The following is a 13939-nucleotide window of genomic DNA, read 5'->3' as shown; positions in this document are numbered from 1 at the left end:
GTCCCTCAGAATCGCTGGTCAGAGCGGTGTGTTTTTACCGTTGCGGGGACGCGTACGGGAACGCCCAACCCGCCGCGCGGGCCGTCATCATCATCGTCTTGATCGGCCATGAGCATTACAGCGACACCAAATTGCACGCCCGCAAATACGATCCCGTTGAGCACCCAAAACACGATAATCGCCATAATCCCGATGTCTGACCCGCTGATCAGGTGCCACAGGTTCGCTACGTTGAACCACATGATCGCAAAAGTGAACACGGCAGATACGGTGAAACCGATGATGCAATTAACGATGTAAAAGCGAATGAGTTTTGGCATGACGCGCTCCTTGTACACCTCATAGACTAGCCCAACCAAAAGCGGCTTCAAGCGTTCACGACATATCAGCGGGAACTGGCCTGTGTCGCAGCCCTAAGTCGCCTCATAGGCGTTCATCGTAAGCAACTCATACTCCGCTACCAGTTCATCGTCTTGATTGGTCACGGTTACATGCCAGCGTACTTGCCCATAAGTGTCGGTACGCGGGGTCTTTTTCTTGACAGTGAGGCGAACTTTGATCTCTTCATCAGGCGAAACAGGTTTCATGAAGTTCAGGTTGGCGAGGCCTGTATTGGCCAGCACCGGTCCCGGATCCGGCTGTACAAACAACCCCGCCGCAAAGCTGAGAAGCAGATAGCCATGCGCCACGCGCCCCGGAAAGAAAGGATTGGCGCGGGCTGCTTCTTCGTCCATGTGGCCGTAAAAGGTATCTCCAGTGAAATGCGCAAATGTTTCAATGTCTTGCAACGTAACTTTGCGCGCCGGAGTATGGAGTGTCTCGCCCAGCTGCAACTGGTGGAAGGTGCGCGTAAATGGATGCGCACCGCCGGTGATCTCGGTCGCGCCGGGCACCCATTGCTGGCCAATCGCGGTGAGGATATCGGGGCTGCCTTGGACGGCGGTGCGTTGCATATAATGCAGCACGCCGCGCACGCCGCCTTGCTCTTCTCCGCCGCCTGCACGGCCCGGTCCGCCGTGGATCATGTGGGGCATGGGCGCACCATGGCCTGTCGATTCCTTCATTGAATCTGCGTTGTTGAAATAGAGCCGCCCGTGCCACGCGGCCGATCCCATCACCATTTGCCGCGCCAGATCGCCATCGCGGGTGATGACAGAGGCCACCAGTGATCCCTTTCCACGGTTCAGCAGCGCGATGGCGTGATCTGCATCGCGGTAGGGCATAACTGTGCTGACAGGGCCAAAGGCCTCGGTGTCATGTACATGGGTTGCTGCATCGGGATCGTCGCAGTGAAACAGCATCGGCGGCAGAAACGCGCCTTTGTCACGGTCTGCACCCTGCACGGCGAAATCATCGGGGTTGCCACAAACACGCTCGGCCTGCGTGGCGATAAGAGCCGCTTTTTCAAGCACATCATCACGTTGGCTGCGGCTGACCAGCGCACCCATGCCTGTTTTCGCATCGCGCGGATCACCGATCACCGTATGCGATAGCTTGGCGGACAGCGCCTCAATCACCGCGTCCACATGGGCGGCAGGGGCCATGATGCGGCGGATGGCTGTGCATTTTTGCCCTGCTTTCGTAGTCATCTCGCGGTGCGCTTCACGGATGAACAGGTCAAATTCGGGCGTGTCGGGGGTTACATCCGCACCAAGGACGCTGGCATTCAGGCTGTCTTGTTCGGCTACAAAGCGCACGGCGTTTTCCAGCAGATGCGGCGTTGCTCGCAGGCCAAGGGCGGTCTGCGCCGAGCCTGTGAAGCTGACGACATCTTGTGCGTCTGTATGCAGGAGCAGATCGCCCACACCGCCCGAAACGAGCTGTAGTGACCCTTCGGGTAGAATACCGCTGTCCAGCATCAGTTGGACACACAGGTGCGTGACATAGCAGGTCGCCGTGGCAGGCTTTACGATGCTTGGCACTCCGGCAAGGAAGGTCGGTGCGAATTTTTCCAGCATGCCCCAGACGGGAAAATTATAGGCGTTGATATGAATGCCAACGCCCTGCAACGGAACACAAACGTGCTGGCCAAGGAAGGTGCCTTTTCGGCCCAACTGCTCGATCTCGCCATCGAGATATATCTGCGCATCGGGCATTTCGCGGCGTCCCTTGGAGGCGAATACAAACATCGTGCCGATGCCACCATCGATATCGAAAGCATGATCTGCCTGTGTTGCCCCTGTCTGAAAGGACAAATCATAGAGTGCCTGCTTGTGTTCGGTCAGGTGCAACGCCAGCGCCTTGAGCATGCGGGCGCGGTCATGAAATGTCAGCGCGCGCAGAGCAGGGCCACCCACATCGCGGGCATAGGCATGCATTGCCCCCATATCCATGCTGCTGTTGCCCGCCTGCGCGATGACCTCGCCTGTGATAGCACAGGCAATGGAACGTGCGCCGCTGTCAGGGGCGACCCACTGGCCCGCGGCAAAAGAGGGAATCATCATCATGGGCTGGCCTTTGTCTTGTCTGTTTCTAGGGTCGCGGTATTACTGGTCGTAATCGAATTTGACTGTATCGCTGAGCGGATAACACTGGCAGGTCAGCACAAATCCTGCGGCAACTTCGTAATCTTCAAGCGCGTGGTTGGTCAGCATCTCGACCTCGCCTTCGGTGACGCGCGCGCGACAGGTGGAGCAGACACCAGCCTTGCAGGCAAAGGGCGCGTCCATCGCGTTTTCCAGTGCTGCGTCCAACAAAGCGGTATCGCGTGGCATGGTAAAGCTGCGGGTGGCACCGTCCATTGTGACCGTGGCCTGGGTCACAGCGCCCGAGGCGGTTGCGTCTGCGCTGATCTGCTTTTGCTTGGCACGGCCTGGCTGACCAGCGCCGAACAGTTCGAACTTGATCTGGTCATCCTCCAGCCCATGTGCCCGCAGCGCCGCAGCGATGCCCAGCATCATCGGCTCCGGACCGCAGATGAACGCGGTATCAACCGAGTTTATGTCAATCCAAGATGCAAACAAGCGCGCGCATTTTTCCTCGTCTATACGGCCTGTGAACAGGTCAATGTCCTGTGCGTCGGCCTCCAGTACATGGATCACGTTTACACGGCCCATATAGGTGTTTTTCAGGTCTTCAAGCTCGGCGCGGAACATGATCGTGCTGACGGCGCGGTTGGCGTAGACCAGCGTAAACCGTGACTGTGGCTCGCGCGTCAGCACCGTGCGCAGGATCGACAAAACAGGGGTGATGCCAGACCCGCCTGCAAAGCCCAGATAATGCCGCTGCGCGCCTGCATCCAGCTCCGTGTGAAAGCGCCCCATGGGCGGCATCGCTTCAACTGTGTCGCCAATTTGCAAATCTTCATTGGCCCAAGTGGAAAAGGCCCCGCCAGCGACTTTCTTGATGCCGACTTGTAAAATGCCATCATCCAGACCTGCACAGATCGAATAGCTGCGGCGCAATTCCTCGCCGTCGAAATCTCGACGGAAAGTCAGGTATTGGCCTTGGACATAGTCAAAGCTGGCCCCCTCAGGGGCGGCAAGGCTGACAACCACCGCATCGCGGATTGTCTTGTGGATGTCGGTGACAGTCAGCGGATGAAAACGCGCCATAGGATCCTCAGATACATTTGAAATAGTCGAAAGGCTCAAGACAGCTCAGGCAGCGCCAATGGGCCTTGCAGGGGGTTGAGCCAAACTGGCTTACCTTCTCAACCGCCGCAGATTTACACCGCGGGCATTGCGATGGGCCACCAGCGGGCGAGGGTGGGGCGATCCCGTAGTCCTCTAGCTTGGCCGCCCCTTTTTCGCTTAACCAATCGGTTGTCCACGCAGGGGAGAGCTGTTGTTTGAGGCGTATCTGCTCAAGTCCGCGGTCGCGCAGGGCGGTCTCTACGTCCAGATTGATGATGCTGGTGGCAGGGCAACCGGAATAGGTGGGCGTAATGGCCACTTCTAACACATCACCGTCCCATTCAACGCCACGGATGATCCCCAGATCAACCACCGAGATCACGGGAATTTCGGGGTCGGGCACCTCGTCCAGCCAGCCCCAGATGGTTTGCACATCGGGCTTTACCATGTGGCGTCTGGGTAGGCGCGTTGCAGCCATTGCATCTGCGTCAGCATATGGCCCAGATGTTCGGTGTGCTGGCTGCCTGTGCGCCCGCCTTTGTGTGCGAAAGTGCTGTCTGGCACGGTCAACGTGGCTTCGGCCAGCGTTGCGCGCACGCTGCTGTGCCACGCCTCAGCGAGTGAAGCAGGATCGGGCGCGATGCCTTCGGCGGCCATCCGGGCGTCCATCTCGTCGCTTGCAAACATCTCGCCCACATAGGGCCAGAGCAGATCCAGTGCATCCTGCATTTTGGTGTGGCTCACCTCGGTGCCGTCGCCCAAGGCAATGACAGTCTCGGCAGAGCGTTCCAGATGATAGGTTGCTTCCTTGACTGCTTTTGCCGCGATCTCCGCGATCCGCGGATCGGAAGAGGTGGCGAGCGCCGCAAGCTGGGCGCGGTGATGGGTGTCAAACAGAAACTGGCGCATTATAGTGTGCCCAAAGTCCAGATTTGGCCGCTCCACCATCAGGATATTGCGAAAATCCCAGACATCGCGCAGAAAGGCCAGGTCATCGGCGCTGCGGCCTTGGCCTTCGACTTCTCCGGCGTATCCAAGCCACATCTGTGTCTGGCCGATCAGGTCAAGCGCCGTGTTGGCCAGCGCGATGTCCTCCTCCAGCACGGGGGCCTTCCCGCACCATTCGGACACGCGATGGCCGAGGACCAGTGTGTTGTCGCCCAGCCGTAGCAAGGTCTGGAACAGCGCCGATTGAAGGTTTTCCTGACTCATCACATGTGGCCCACTTCGTCGGGAACATCAAAGAAGGTCGGGTGGCGGTAGACCTTGTCGTTGGCAGGATCATAAAGCGCCTCTTTATCGCCCGGCGCGCTTGCGTGAATAGCCTCGGCCTCGACGACCCAGATGCTCACACCTTCGTTTCGGCGGGTGTATACATCGCGTGCGTTTTTGATCGCCATTGCGGCGTCAGGCGCGTGAAGCGAGCCTACGTGACGGTGGCTCAGCCCGTGCTGACCGCGAATGAAGACCTCGAAAAGGGGCCATTCGCCTGTGCGTTTTGGTTGTGTCATTGTATTACTCCGCAGCAAGAGGGGCACAGCGGGCGCTGCGCCATTGAGTAGCATCTTTCAGGTGGTCCCATCCGAACGCATGATCCGAGGGGCCGTTGGCGTTCAAATGGGCCAACCGCTGGGTTGCTTCTGTGATGGTGGGGCGGTGATCTTTCTCGATCCACCACATAGCAAAGGACATGCTGCCCATTGCGTTGAACCATTCATCACGGCGCGCATAGAACTGTTTGTGCACCGTACCCCAGACGAAATCCTCGAGAGCGCGGGCATCGCGCCAGACCGAGATGTTGACGATCACGCGCGGATCGGCATCGATCTGGGTGTCTGTCGCATTGCCGCTTTCGTCTACGTAGCGCCAGATGAAACCATCCATCCGCTCGGCAACTGCGTTCACCCGTTCAAGATTGTCGGCAAAACCCGCAACAGCAGGATGGTCGATCGGGTGGGTTAGACGCGCGACGTTGATCTCGGCGAGGTACATTACTCAGCTGCCAACTTGGCCGCACGGCGTTTGGTGGCGTGGGCCAGCATCCCGTCGCGCACCCATGCGCCGTCTTCCCACGCTTGTTTGCGGGTGTTCAGACGGTCATGATTGCACGGGCCATTGCCTGCCAGCACGTCAAAGAATTCGTTCCAGTCAGGCTCGGCAAAGTCGTATCCGCCTTTTTCCTCGTTCCACGCCAGCGTGTCATCGGGGACGGTGAGGCCAAGATACTCGGCCTGTGGCACCGTCTGGTCCACGAACTTCTGGCGCAACTCGTCATTGGTGTTCATCTTGATCTTCCACGCCATCGACTGTTCGGAATGGACACTGTCCTTGTCGGATGGCCCGAACATCATCAGAGAGGGGAACCACATACGGTTCAGCGCATCCTGCGCCATGCGTTTTTGTGCGTCGGTGCCGTTACACATCTTCATCATGATGTCGAAACCCTGACGCTGGTGGAACGATTCCTCCTTGCAAATCCGCACCATCGCGCGGGCATATGGCCCGTATGATGTACGCTGCAACGGCACCTGGTTCATGATCGCCGCACCGTCGACCAGCCAGCCCACGGCGCCCATATCGGCCCATGTCAGCGTGGGGTAGTTGAAGATGCTGGAGTATTTCATGCGCCCTTCATGCAGCGCCTCGAACATTTCGTCGCGCGTAATGCCCAGCGTTTCAGCCGCGCAATAGAGGTACAGGCCATGGCCTGCCTCATCTTGTACCTTTGCCAGCAGGATCGCTTTGCGCTCCAGCGTGGGCGCGCGGGTGATCCAGTTGCCCTCGGGCAGCTGGCCCACGATTTCGGAGTGGGCGTGCTGGCCGATCTGGCGGATCAGGTTCTTGCGGTAGCCGTCCGGCATCCAGTCTTTCGCCTCGATCTTGCCGCCCGCGTCAATCCGCTCTTGAAAGGCGCGCTCGACGGGGTCCATTTCATCAAGGGTTTTAACGCCTTTACCCGTGGATTTGATCATCTGTGCATACATCAGTTCAGGTCCTTTTCAGAATTTCGGTTCGCGCTCACACGCGCTCTAGTATCAGGGCAACACCCTGGCCTACACCTACGCACATTGTGCAGAGCGCATAGCGGCCTTGGGTTCGTTGCAGTTGGTAAGCGGCAGTCAGCACAAGACGTGCGCCGGACATGCCAAGCGGGTGTCCGATGGCGATGGCACCGCCATTGGCATTTACATGGGGGGCATCATCGGCAACACCCAAAGCGCGCAGAGTGGCGATACCTTGGGAAGCAAACGCCTCGTTCAGCTCGATCACATCCATCTGGTCTATTGTCAGGCCCGCGCGCGCGAGAACCTTTTCAGCGGCGGGAATAGGGCCAATGCCCATCACACGCGGCGCCACACCTGCGGCGGACATGGCCACGACCCGTGCCATGGGTTTCAATCCGTGCTGGTTCGCTGCAACCTCGGACGCGATCAGCATTGCGGCTGCACCGTCGTTCACGCCAGAGGCGTTGCCTGCCGTCACGGTTTTGTCGGCCCCGTTGATGCCCCGCAGCTTGGCTAGACCTTCTGCGTTGGTCTGGGGGCGGGGGTGCTCGTCACGGTCAACGACCAGCGGGTCGCCTTTGCGCTGGGGAATCGTAACGGGGGTGATCTCCTCGGCAAAAACGCCGGCTTCGTCCGCAGCAGCCCACCGCGCCTGTGAACGGAGGGCGAAGGCATCCTGATCCTCGCGGCTGACACCATGGTCATCGGCTACATTGTCGGCGGTTTCGGGCATGGAATCGACACCATAGGCATCTTTCATCTTGCGGTTCACAAAGCGCCAACCGATCGTCGTATCATAGACTGCGTTCGCGCGGCCAAACGCTGTCTCCGCTTTGGGCATGACAAATGGCGCGCGGCTCATGCTTTCCACACCGCCCGCAATCGCCAGATCCATATCACCTGCGCGAATGGCGCGGGCTGCTTGACCCACCGCATCAAGACCAGAGGCGCACAAACGGTTGAGTGTGATACCCGGCACGTCCACGGGCAGACCGGCCAGTAGGGTAGCCATACGCGCCACATTGCGGTTATCCTCGCCTGCCTGATTGGCGCAGCCCATCACAACATCATCAACGCGGGTCCAATCCACATTGCTGTTGCGCGCCATGAGCGCCGCCAGTGGTGCTGCCGCCAGATCATCCGTGCGAATGGATGACAACGCACCACCATACCGCCCGATAGGTGTGCGCACCGCGTCGCAGATGAATGCGTCAGCCATGTTTGGAGTCTCCCGTTGGTTCCTGATTCAAAGATAGCGTGTAAGCCTGAGTCGTTCAAGATTTATGTTACACTCGCCAGATCGAGATTTCGCATATGGTAACATTATGGGGTTTTGCAGTGCTGTAAGGCAAATTTCCATCAAACACACGCCAATCGGCAGTTGCCGAGCATGGGGGTTCGCGCCATGTTAGAGAAAACGCCCGTACAAAATGCGGGCACCCATTGAAACAGGCGGGCAGGGTGCACAGGTAACCTACCCATAAGGAAGCGGCCCAAACGTTGCCTCGAAGAGGGACTAAAGCCGTTTTGCCAAAGTAAGGAATAGAGCATGCAAGAGCCTCTGAACGCGAGCTATCCGGTATTGCCTTTGCGCGATATTGTAGTTTTCCCCCATATGATTGTGCCCCTTTTTGTAGGCCGCGACAAATCTGTACGCGCCCTCGAAGAAGTCATGGCCGATGACAAACAGATTTTGCTTTCCAGTCAGGTTGACCCTGGCATTGACGATCCTGACAGCGACGGCATCTTCAAAGCGGGTGTATTGGCCAATGTGCTGCAATTGCTGAAATTGCCCGATGGCACCGTTAAAGTGCTGGTCGAAGGTCAGGCGCGTGTGCGCATCACCGAGTACCTCGAGAACGACAACTTCTTTGAAGCCCGCGCCGAGTATCTGACCGAAATGCCGGGCGACGCGGCGACCACCGAGGCGCTGTTGCGTTCTGTCGGTGACGAATTTGCCCGTTACGCCAAGGTGAAAAAGAACGTTCCCGAAGAGGCACTGACAGCTGTCGGCGACGCCTCTGATCCTGCACGCCTCGCCGATCTGGTAGCGGGCCATTTGGGCATCGAGGTAGAGCAAAAGCAGGATTTGCTGGAAACGCTGAGCGTGTCCGACCGTCTTGAGAAAGTCTATGGCTTGATGCAGGGCGAGCTGTCGGTGTTGCAGGTCGAGAAAAAAATCAAGACCCGCGTAAAGACGCAGATGGAGAAGACCCAGCGCGAATACTATCTGAACGAGCAGATGAAAGCCATCCAGAACGAATTGGGTGACGGCGAGGACGGCAAGAACGAAGTCGCCGAGCTAGAAGAACGTGTGGCCGCGACCAAGCTGAGCAAAGAAGCCCGTGAAAAAGCGGACGCCGAGATCAAAAAGCTCAAGAACATGTCACCGATGAGTGCCGAAGCTACGGTTGTGCGCAACTACCTTGATTGGATGCTCTCCATTCCGTGGGGCGTAAAATCGCGCGTGAAGAAGGACTTGGGCAAAGCCGAAGCTGTTCTTGACGCAGATCACTACGGCTTGGACAAGGTAAAAGAGCGCATTGTCGAATATCTTGCGGTGCAGCAGCGCAGTCAAAAGCTCAAAGGCCCGATCATGTGCCTTGTTGGCCCTCCCGGTGTGGGTAAAACCTCGCTTGGTAAATCCGTTGCCAAGGCGACCGGCCGTGAGTTCATCCGCATCTCGCTTGGCGGCGTGCGCGACGAATCCGAGATCCGTGGTCACCGCCGCACCTACATCGGCTCGATGCCCGGCAAGATCATTCAGGCGTTGAAGAAGGCGAAAACCACGAACCCGCTCATCCTGCTCGACGAGATCGACAAGATGGGGCAGGACTTCCGCGGTGATCCAGCCTCTGCGATGCTTGAAGTGCTTGATCCAGAACAGAACTCCACATTTGTGGATCACTACCTTGAGGTCGAATATGACCTTAGCAACGTGATGTTCCTGACCACGTCGAACAGCTATAATATGCCTGGACCGCTTTTGGACCGCATGGAGATTATTCCGCTGTCGGGCTATACCGAGGACGAAAAGCGCGAGATCGCCAAGCAGCACCTTGTGGCCAAGCAGATCAAGAATCACGGCCTGAAGGCGAAAGAGTTCTCGATTGAAGACAGTGCTTTGACGGGCATGATCCGCTATTACACCCGCGAAGCGGGCGTGCGGAACCTTGAGCGCGAGATCGCAAAGGTCGCGCGGAAGTCACTGACAAAGATCGTGCGCAAAGAGGTCGAGAGCGTCACGGTAACGGGCGATAATCTGGATGAGTTCCTTGGCGTGCAAAAACACCGCTATGGTCTGGCCGAGAAAGAAGATCAGATCGGCGTTGTCACAGGGCTTGCCTATACCTCGGTCGGAGGCGAATTGCTGCACATCGAGGCGCTGCGCCTGCCAGGCAAAGGCCGTATGAAAACAACAGGTAAGCTGGGCGATGTGATGAAAGAGTCCATCGACGCAGCAAGCTCCTATGTGCGCTCCATTAGCCCGCAAATCGGGGTAAAGCCGCCAGTGTTTGATACGATCGATATCCACGTGCACGTGCCGGATGGGGCGACGCCCAAGGACGGTCCGAGTGCGGGTCTGGCGATGGTGACTTCCATCGTGTCCGTCCTGACGAAAATTCCTGTGCGCAAGGATATTGCGATGACGGGCGAAGTGTCGCTGCGCGGTAATGCAATGCCAATCGGTGGCTTGAAGGAAAAGCTGCTGGCGGCGCTGCGTGGGGGCATCAAGACGGTTTTGATCCCGCAGGAAAACGAAAAAGACATGGCGGACATCCCTGACAACGTCAAAGAGGGGCTGACCATCATTCCGGTAAGCCATGTATCCGAAGTTCTGGAACATGCTTTGGTGCGCAAGCCCGAAGCCGTTGATTGGGACGAGGCCGCTGAAGAGGCGGCTGCGGCTGCGGCTCTTGCAGCCAGATCAGGTGCCGGGGATAGTGCCATCGCACACTAACCGTTGGTACTGCAAAAATAAAAAAACGCCCCGCAAGAAATTGCGGGGCGTTTTTCATTGCGATAGAGGCGGTGACAGCCGCCGCAGGATCAGTCGGTCAGGACTGGCAGAGCCAGAAGCAATGCAAGCAAAGCGACGGTTACGGTGCCGCTGCTAGAGCTGGATGCTTCTTCAATAATGATCGGTGCTTCGATAATCGGGTCGCTCAGCGATCCTGCCTGTGCAGATGTCGCCAATGCTGCAAATGCAAGCGCGGATAGTGTGTACTTCATGGTGTCCCCCAGGTTGTGTTACAACGCATATGTCACGCTAAATGTTGTTATGGTCAAGGGTATCTAGCATGTTTCGCCTTGTTCTTATAAGCTGGATCAAAATCAATAATGAGTGAAAGAGCAGGAACACCTATGACAACGACTTCGAAATCATCCGCAAAGCGCGGTTTGCCGAAAACAACCAAGTCCGCAACCAAGAGCACTGCACATGTCGCCGAGCCGGTGACCGAGATTGACACATCCACAACACCTGCGGGCATCACTGCCGAACCTTCGGTGGTTGAGACGCTCTCTCCCGTTGTTGTTAGCAACGAGCTGGGCAAGAAAGAGCTGTTCGAGCTGGTGGTCGCACGCTCTGGCATGAAAAAGAAAGACGTGAAACCAGTGGTCGAAGCGATGCTGGCCGTCTTGGGCGATGCATTCGCCGAGCAGCGCGAAATGAACCTCCAACCCCTTGGAAAGATGAAGGTTCAACGCGGAAAAGAGCTGCCCGACGGGCGTGCGCTGGTGCTGAAGCTACGGCAGAAATCTGCCCGTTTGAATGCGGCACCAAATGTGCCAACTGCAGCGGAATAACCGCTGCTGTACGTTAGGCCTACCCCGCTTGCATGGGGTGGGCGATGGCGATATTCACGTGCCCGAGGGTGATTATCTCAGTGGTAGAGCGCTTCGTTCACATCGAAGATGTCAGGAGTTCAAATCTCTTATCACCCACCATCTCTCTGACCAAAACCAGCTGGTCTATATGGTAGTCTCATGTGCTTGATCGGAATCAGGTGGGGGTAACTATGGCGTCCTTTCCCGAGATTTACGTTTTGCGCCACGGCGAGACAGAGTGGAACGCGCAAGACCGTTTGCAAGGGGTGCTGAATGCGCCGCTGACACCGCTGGGCCGCGCTCAGGCTCAGCGTCAGGCGGTGATCTTGCAGCAGGTCGATCTGAGCGGGCTTAGGGTGCTGTGCAGCCCCCAAGGGCGCGCGGTTGAGACAGCGGCGATTGCCGTGGCGGGGCAGGTGCCGCAGATACATACCGATGTGGGATTGCGTGAGATAGGGGTCGGTGACTGGGCAGGGGCTTACCGCCAAGACCTTATTGATTCTAAAAAGATTTCAGAGGCCGAAGCGCGGAACCTGATGCTCTATGACCGGGCGCCGAACGGCGAAGGCCTGATGGCATTGGAGCGTCGGTGCCGCTGTTTTCTGGAGACATTGCAAGGGCCTGCGATCCTGATCACACATGGCATCACGTCGCGGATGATCCGCGCAATCGCGACCGGACAGGGCCGTGACGCGGCTGGTGAAATCGGCGGTGGGCAGGGCGTTGTGTATCATGTGAAAAATAGCGTGCAAAAACGTCTCGAATGAGGCTTGCCATGGCGCAAATCTTTGTCTAAACCCGCCGCTATCGGGTCGTTAGCTCAGTTGGTAGAGCGCTTCGTTTACACCGAAGATGTCGGGAGTTCGAGCCTCTCACGACCCACCATATTTGCCCGCACCAAGGGGCAGCACTGCGCGGTTGTAGCTCAGCTGGTTAGAGTACCGGCCTGTCACGCCGGGGGTCGCGGGTTCGAGCCCCGTCAACCGCGCCACTTACTTCATCTTAAGAATTGATACCTGTCACGCAACAGTCTTTAGTGCGCATTTCTGGGTTGAAATGCCACTTGGTTAATGACTTGATTTCAGGGGTTTAGGTAGGGTGTTTTACGTACGCTTTGCGTACACTTCCCGTACACCCCCTTGTGCACTGAAACCTGCTTTAACGCTGCGGGCGCCAAAGTAAGTGATCCGTAATCTGATCCCATGCAAGGTCCACTTGGTGTGGAGCGTGGCAGTGTTTTGAGCGCGAAGCGGTTCTCTGTTCGATCTCTGCTGCATCGGTTGCCGATTCCCGTGCGCTCTGAGGATCTGGGGAATAAGTCTTGCCGTGGTTCTGAAACAGGCGTAGCTCAATCATATATTAGGGAGCTTTACCATGAACGACACAATCGTGCAGCCGGCAAACCAGAAACGCCGTATCAACACGCTTCGCGCAGTCATGTTGGTGATGATACCACTGATTTTGTTCACCAGACCCGGTCTTTCATTGAACGGTGCTCTGATGGAGGCGATCGAGAGTGTTGGGATACTTCTTGTGATCGGAGGCGTTTTGGGGCGATTTTGGTCAATTCTCTATATTGGCAGTCGAAAGAACGCATTGATCATGCAGGACGGGCCGTATTCGATTTGTCGCCATCCGCTATACCTGTTTTCGACCCTGTCGGCTTTTGGCTTCGGATTGATGTTGGGATCACTACTTCTTACTACGACGATGACCCTGCTGGTGTTTTATATTCTTAATGACATCGCAGGAAAGGAAGAGCAGTTTTTACGTTCTGAATTCGGACCGTCCTATGCCGCATATGCGGCAACCACCCCTCGTATCATACCCAAGCTCAGCCTGTTTTCTTCGCCAGCCACAGTGTCATTTGACACAGGAACATTGCGCCGTAACTTCTTTGATGCGTTGGTTTTTCTAAGCTTGATCCCTATTGGGGAAATCACAGAGCATTTCAAAGACAATGGGGCGCTGCCGACGTTCCCGTTGTTCTAGCCCGTGCGTTTTGCTGAGGCACCTCAGAAGAAAAGTTTTTTGCCGAGGGGCTGGGTGTACTGATCGGAAATTTTGCCTATTTCCAGATCACGGCATCGACAGCATTTTGAACTTGCGTGTAAAGACGCCCGTCGTGGACCGGTACGAGACAGAATGCGCGGTTGCAAATCGTTTGGGTATTCCGCACATCGATTTTGGTATCTCTGCTCTAGAAAAGCTGACGGGCGACCTGAGGGCAGGAATTGACAGTTGTGATGCGCAAATGCTCCGGCTGTGTTTAGAAATTTCAGCTGCGCAGGCATGATGCGACCAAAGAAATCCAACAAGCCGCAGATAAGTGCTTGACCCGTCTGTAGGCTTGGCATATCCCGCACAAACACTCCGAGGCGCAGGCTGAGGAGTTGCGAGATGCGCGGTTGTAGCTCAGCTGGTTAGAGTACCGGCCTGTCACGCCGGGGGTCGCGGGTTCGAGCCCCGTCAACCGCGCCACTTGCCTCACAAAGGTCTCCTTCGGGAGGCCTTTTTGCGTTTCACCCG

The 13939-nt window shown here is 57.0% G+C and carries 14 protein-coding genes and 4 tRNA genes; 8 read left to right on the top strand and 10 right to left on the bottom strand.

Going from position 1 to position 13939, the window contains the following annotated elements; genetic code table 11:
- Positions 1–5: 5 nt before the first annotated feature.
- From Q0903_RS08370 to pcaF, 9 genes are all read right to left on the bottom strand, one after another.
- Positions 6–320, bottom strand: coding sequence for a hypothetical protein (locus Q0903_RS08370; protein WP_299414582.1), 315 nt, complete (start codon positions 318–320; stop codon positions 6–8).
- Between the two features lie 93 nt (positions 321–413).
- Positions 414–2447, bottom strand: a complete 2034-nt coding sequence (gene paaZ, locus Q0903_RS08365; RefSeq protein WP_299414580.1) for a phenylacetic acid degradation bifunctional protein PaaZ — start codon at positions 2445–2447, stop codon at positions 414–416.
- Positions 2448–2486: 39 nt separating this feature from the next.
- Positions 2487–3554, bottom strand: coding sequence for a 1,2-phenylacetyl-CoA epoxidase subunit PaaE (gene paaE / locus Q0903_RS08360; protein ID WP_299414578.1), 1068 nt, complete (start codon positions 3552–3554; stop codon positions 2487–2489).
- 7 nt (positions 3555–3561) lie between these two features.
- On the bottom strand, positions 3562–4023 hold the full coding sequence (paaD, locus tag Q0903_RS08355) for a 1,2-phenylacetyl-CoA epoxidase subunit PaaD (protein ID WP_299030792.1): 462 nt from the start codon (positions 4021–4023) through the stop codon (positions 3562–3564).
- Entirely contained in the window at positions 4017–4787 is a 771-nt protein-coding gene (gene paaC / locus Q0903_RS08350) for a 1,2-phenylacetyl-CoA epoxidase subunit PaaC (RefSeq protein ID WP_299414576.1), read from the bottom strand. Before paaC ends, paaD begins: the two co-directional genes overlap by 7 nt.
- Entirely contained in the window at positions 4787–5086 is a 300-nt protein-coding gene (paaB, locus tag Q0903_RS08345) for a 1,2-phenylacetyl-CoA epoxidase subunit PaaB (protein ID WP_299030794.1), read from the bottom strand. Before paaB ends, paaC begins: the two co-directional genes overlap by 1 nt.
- Positions 5087–5090: 4 nt before the next feature.
- Entirely contained in the window at positions 5091–5567 is a 477-nt protein-coding gene (locus tag Q0903_RS08340) for a DUF3291 domain-containing protein (RefSeq protein WP_299030795.1), read from the bottom strand.
- Positions 5567–6559 carry a 1,2-phenylacetyl-CoA epoxidase subunit PaaA gene (paaA, locus tag Q0903_RS08335; RefSeq protein WP_299030796.1) on the bottom strand — a complete coding sequence of 331 codons (993 nt, stop codon included), beginning with the start codon at positions 6557–6559 and terminating at the stop codon, positions 5567–5569. The genes Q0903_RS08340 and paaA overlap by 1 nt, the downstream gene beginning before the upstream one ends.
- A gap of 34 nt (positions 6560–6593) precedes the next feature.
- A complete protein-coding gene (gene pcaF / locus Q0903_RS08330; protein WP_299414574.1) occupies positions 6594–7799 on the bottom strand; it encodes a 3-oxoadipyl-CoA thiolase in 1206 nt (401 codons plus the stop codon).
- Positions 7800–8129: 330 nt separating this feature from the next.
- Between pcaF and lon the strand changes: the two genes are divergently transcribed.
- Entirely contained in the window at positions 8130–10541 is a 2412-nt protein-coding gene (gene lon, locus Q0903_RS08325) for an endopeptidase La (RefSeq protein WP_299414572.1), read from the top strand.
- A gap of 89 nt (positions 10542–10630) precedes the next feature.
- On the opposite strand, the gene Q0903_RS08320 is transcribed toward lon, so the two are convergent.
- The gene (locus tag Q0903_RS08320) at positions 10631–10813 is read right to left on the bottom strand and encodes a hypothetical protein (protein WP_299030799.1); all 183 of its coding nucleotides are present in this window, start codon (positions 10811–10813) and stop codon (positions 10631–10633) included.
- Between the two features lie 132 nt (positions 10814–10945).
- Here Q0903_RS08320 and Q0903_RS08315 point away from each other — a divergent pair, with 132 nt between their 5' ends.
- The 7 genes from Q0903_RS08315 (at position 10946) to Q0903_RS08285 (ending at position 13891) form a co-directional block, all read left to right on the top strand.
- Entirely contained in the window at positions 10946–11389 is a 444-nt protein-coding gene (locus Q0903_RS08315) for an HU family DNA-binding protein (RefSeq protein WP_299414570.1), read from the top strand.
- 66 nt (positions 11390–11455) lie between these two features.
- Positions 11456–11530, top strand: a tRNA-Val gene (locus Q0903_RS08310).
- A gap of 71 nt (positions 11531–11601) precedes the next feature.
- Positions 11602–12177 carry a histidine phosphatase family protein gene (locus Q0903_RS08305; protein ID WP_299414569.1) on the top strand — a complete coding sequence of 192 codons (576 nt, stop codon included), beginning with the start codon at positions 11602–11604 and terminating at the stop codon, positions 12175–12177.
- 42 nt (positions 12178–12219) lie between these two features.
- Positions 12220–12295, top strand: a tRNA-Val gene (locus tag Q0903_RS08300).
- A gap of 29 nt (positions 12296–12324) precedes the next feature.
- A tRNA-Asp gene (locus Q0903_RS08295) sits at positions 12325–12401 on the top strand.
- A gap of 383 nt (positions 12402–12784) precedes the next feature.
- Positions 12785–13402, top strand: a complete 618-nt coding sequence (locus Q0903_RS08290) for an isoprenylcysteine carboxylmethyltransferase family protein (RefSeq protein ID WP_299414567.1) — start codon at positions 12785–12787, stop codon at positions 13400–13402.
- Between the two features lie 412 nt (positions 13403–13814).
- A tRNA-Asp gene (locus Q0903_RS08285) sits at positions 13815–13891 on the top strand.
- Positions 13892–13939: the final 48 nt, after the last annotated feature.

It is taken from the genome of uncultured Sulfitobacter sp., assembly GCF_947502895.1.
Classification (GTDB): domain Bacteria; phylum Pseudomonadota; class Alphaproteobacteria; order Rhodobacterales; family Rhodobacteraceae; genus Sulfitobacter.
Note: the sequence above shows the minus strand (reverse complement) of the source record. Positions and strands in the feature narration are given on the sequence as shown.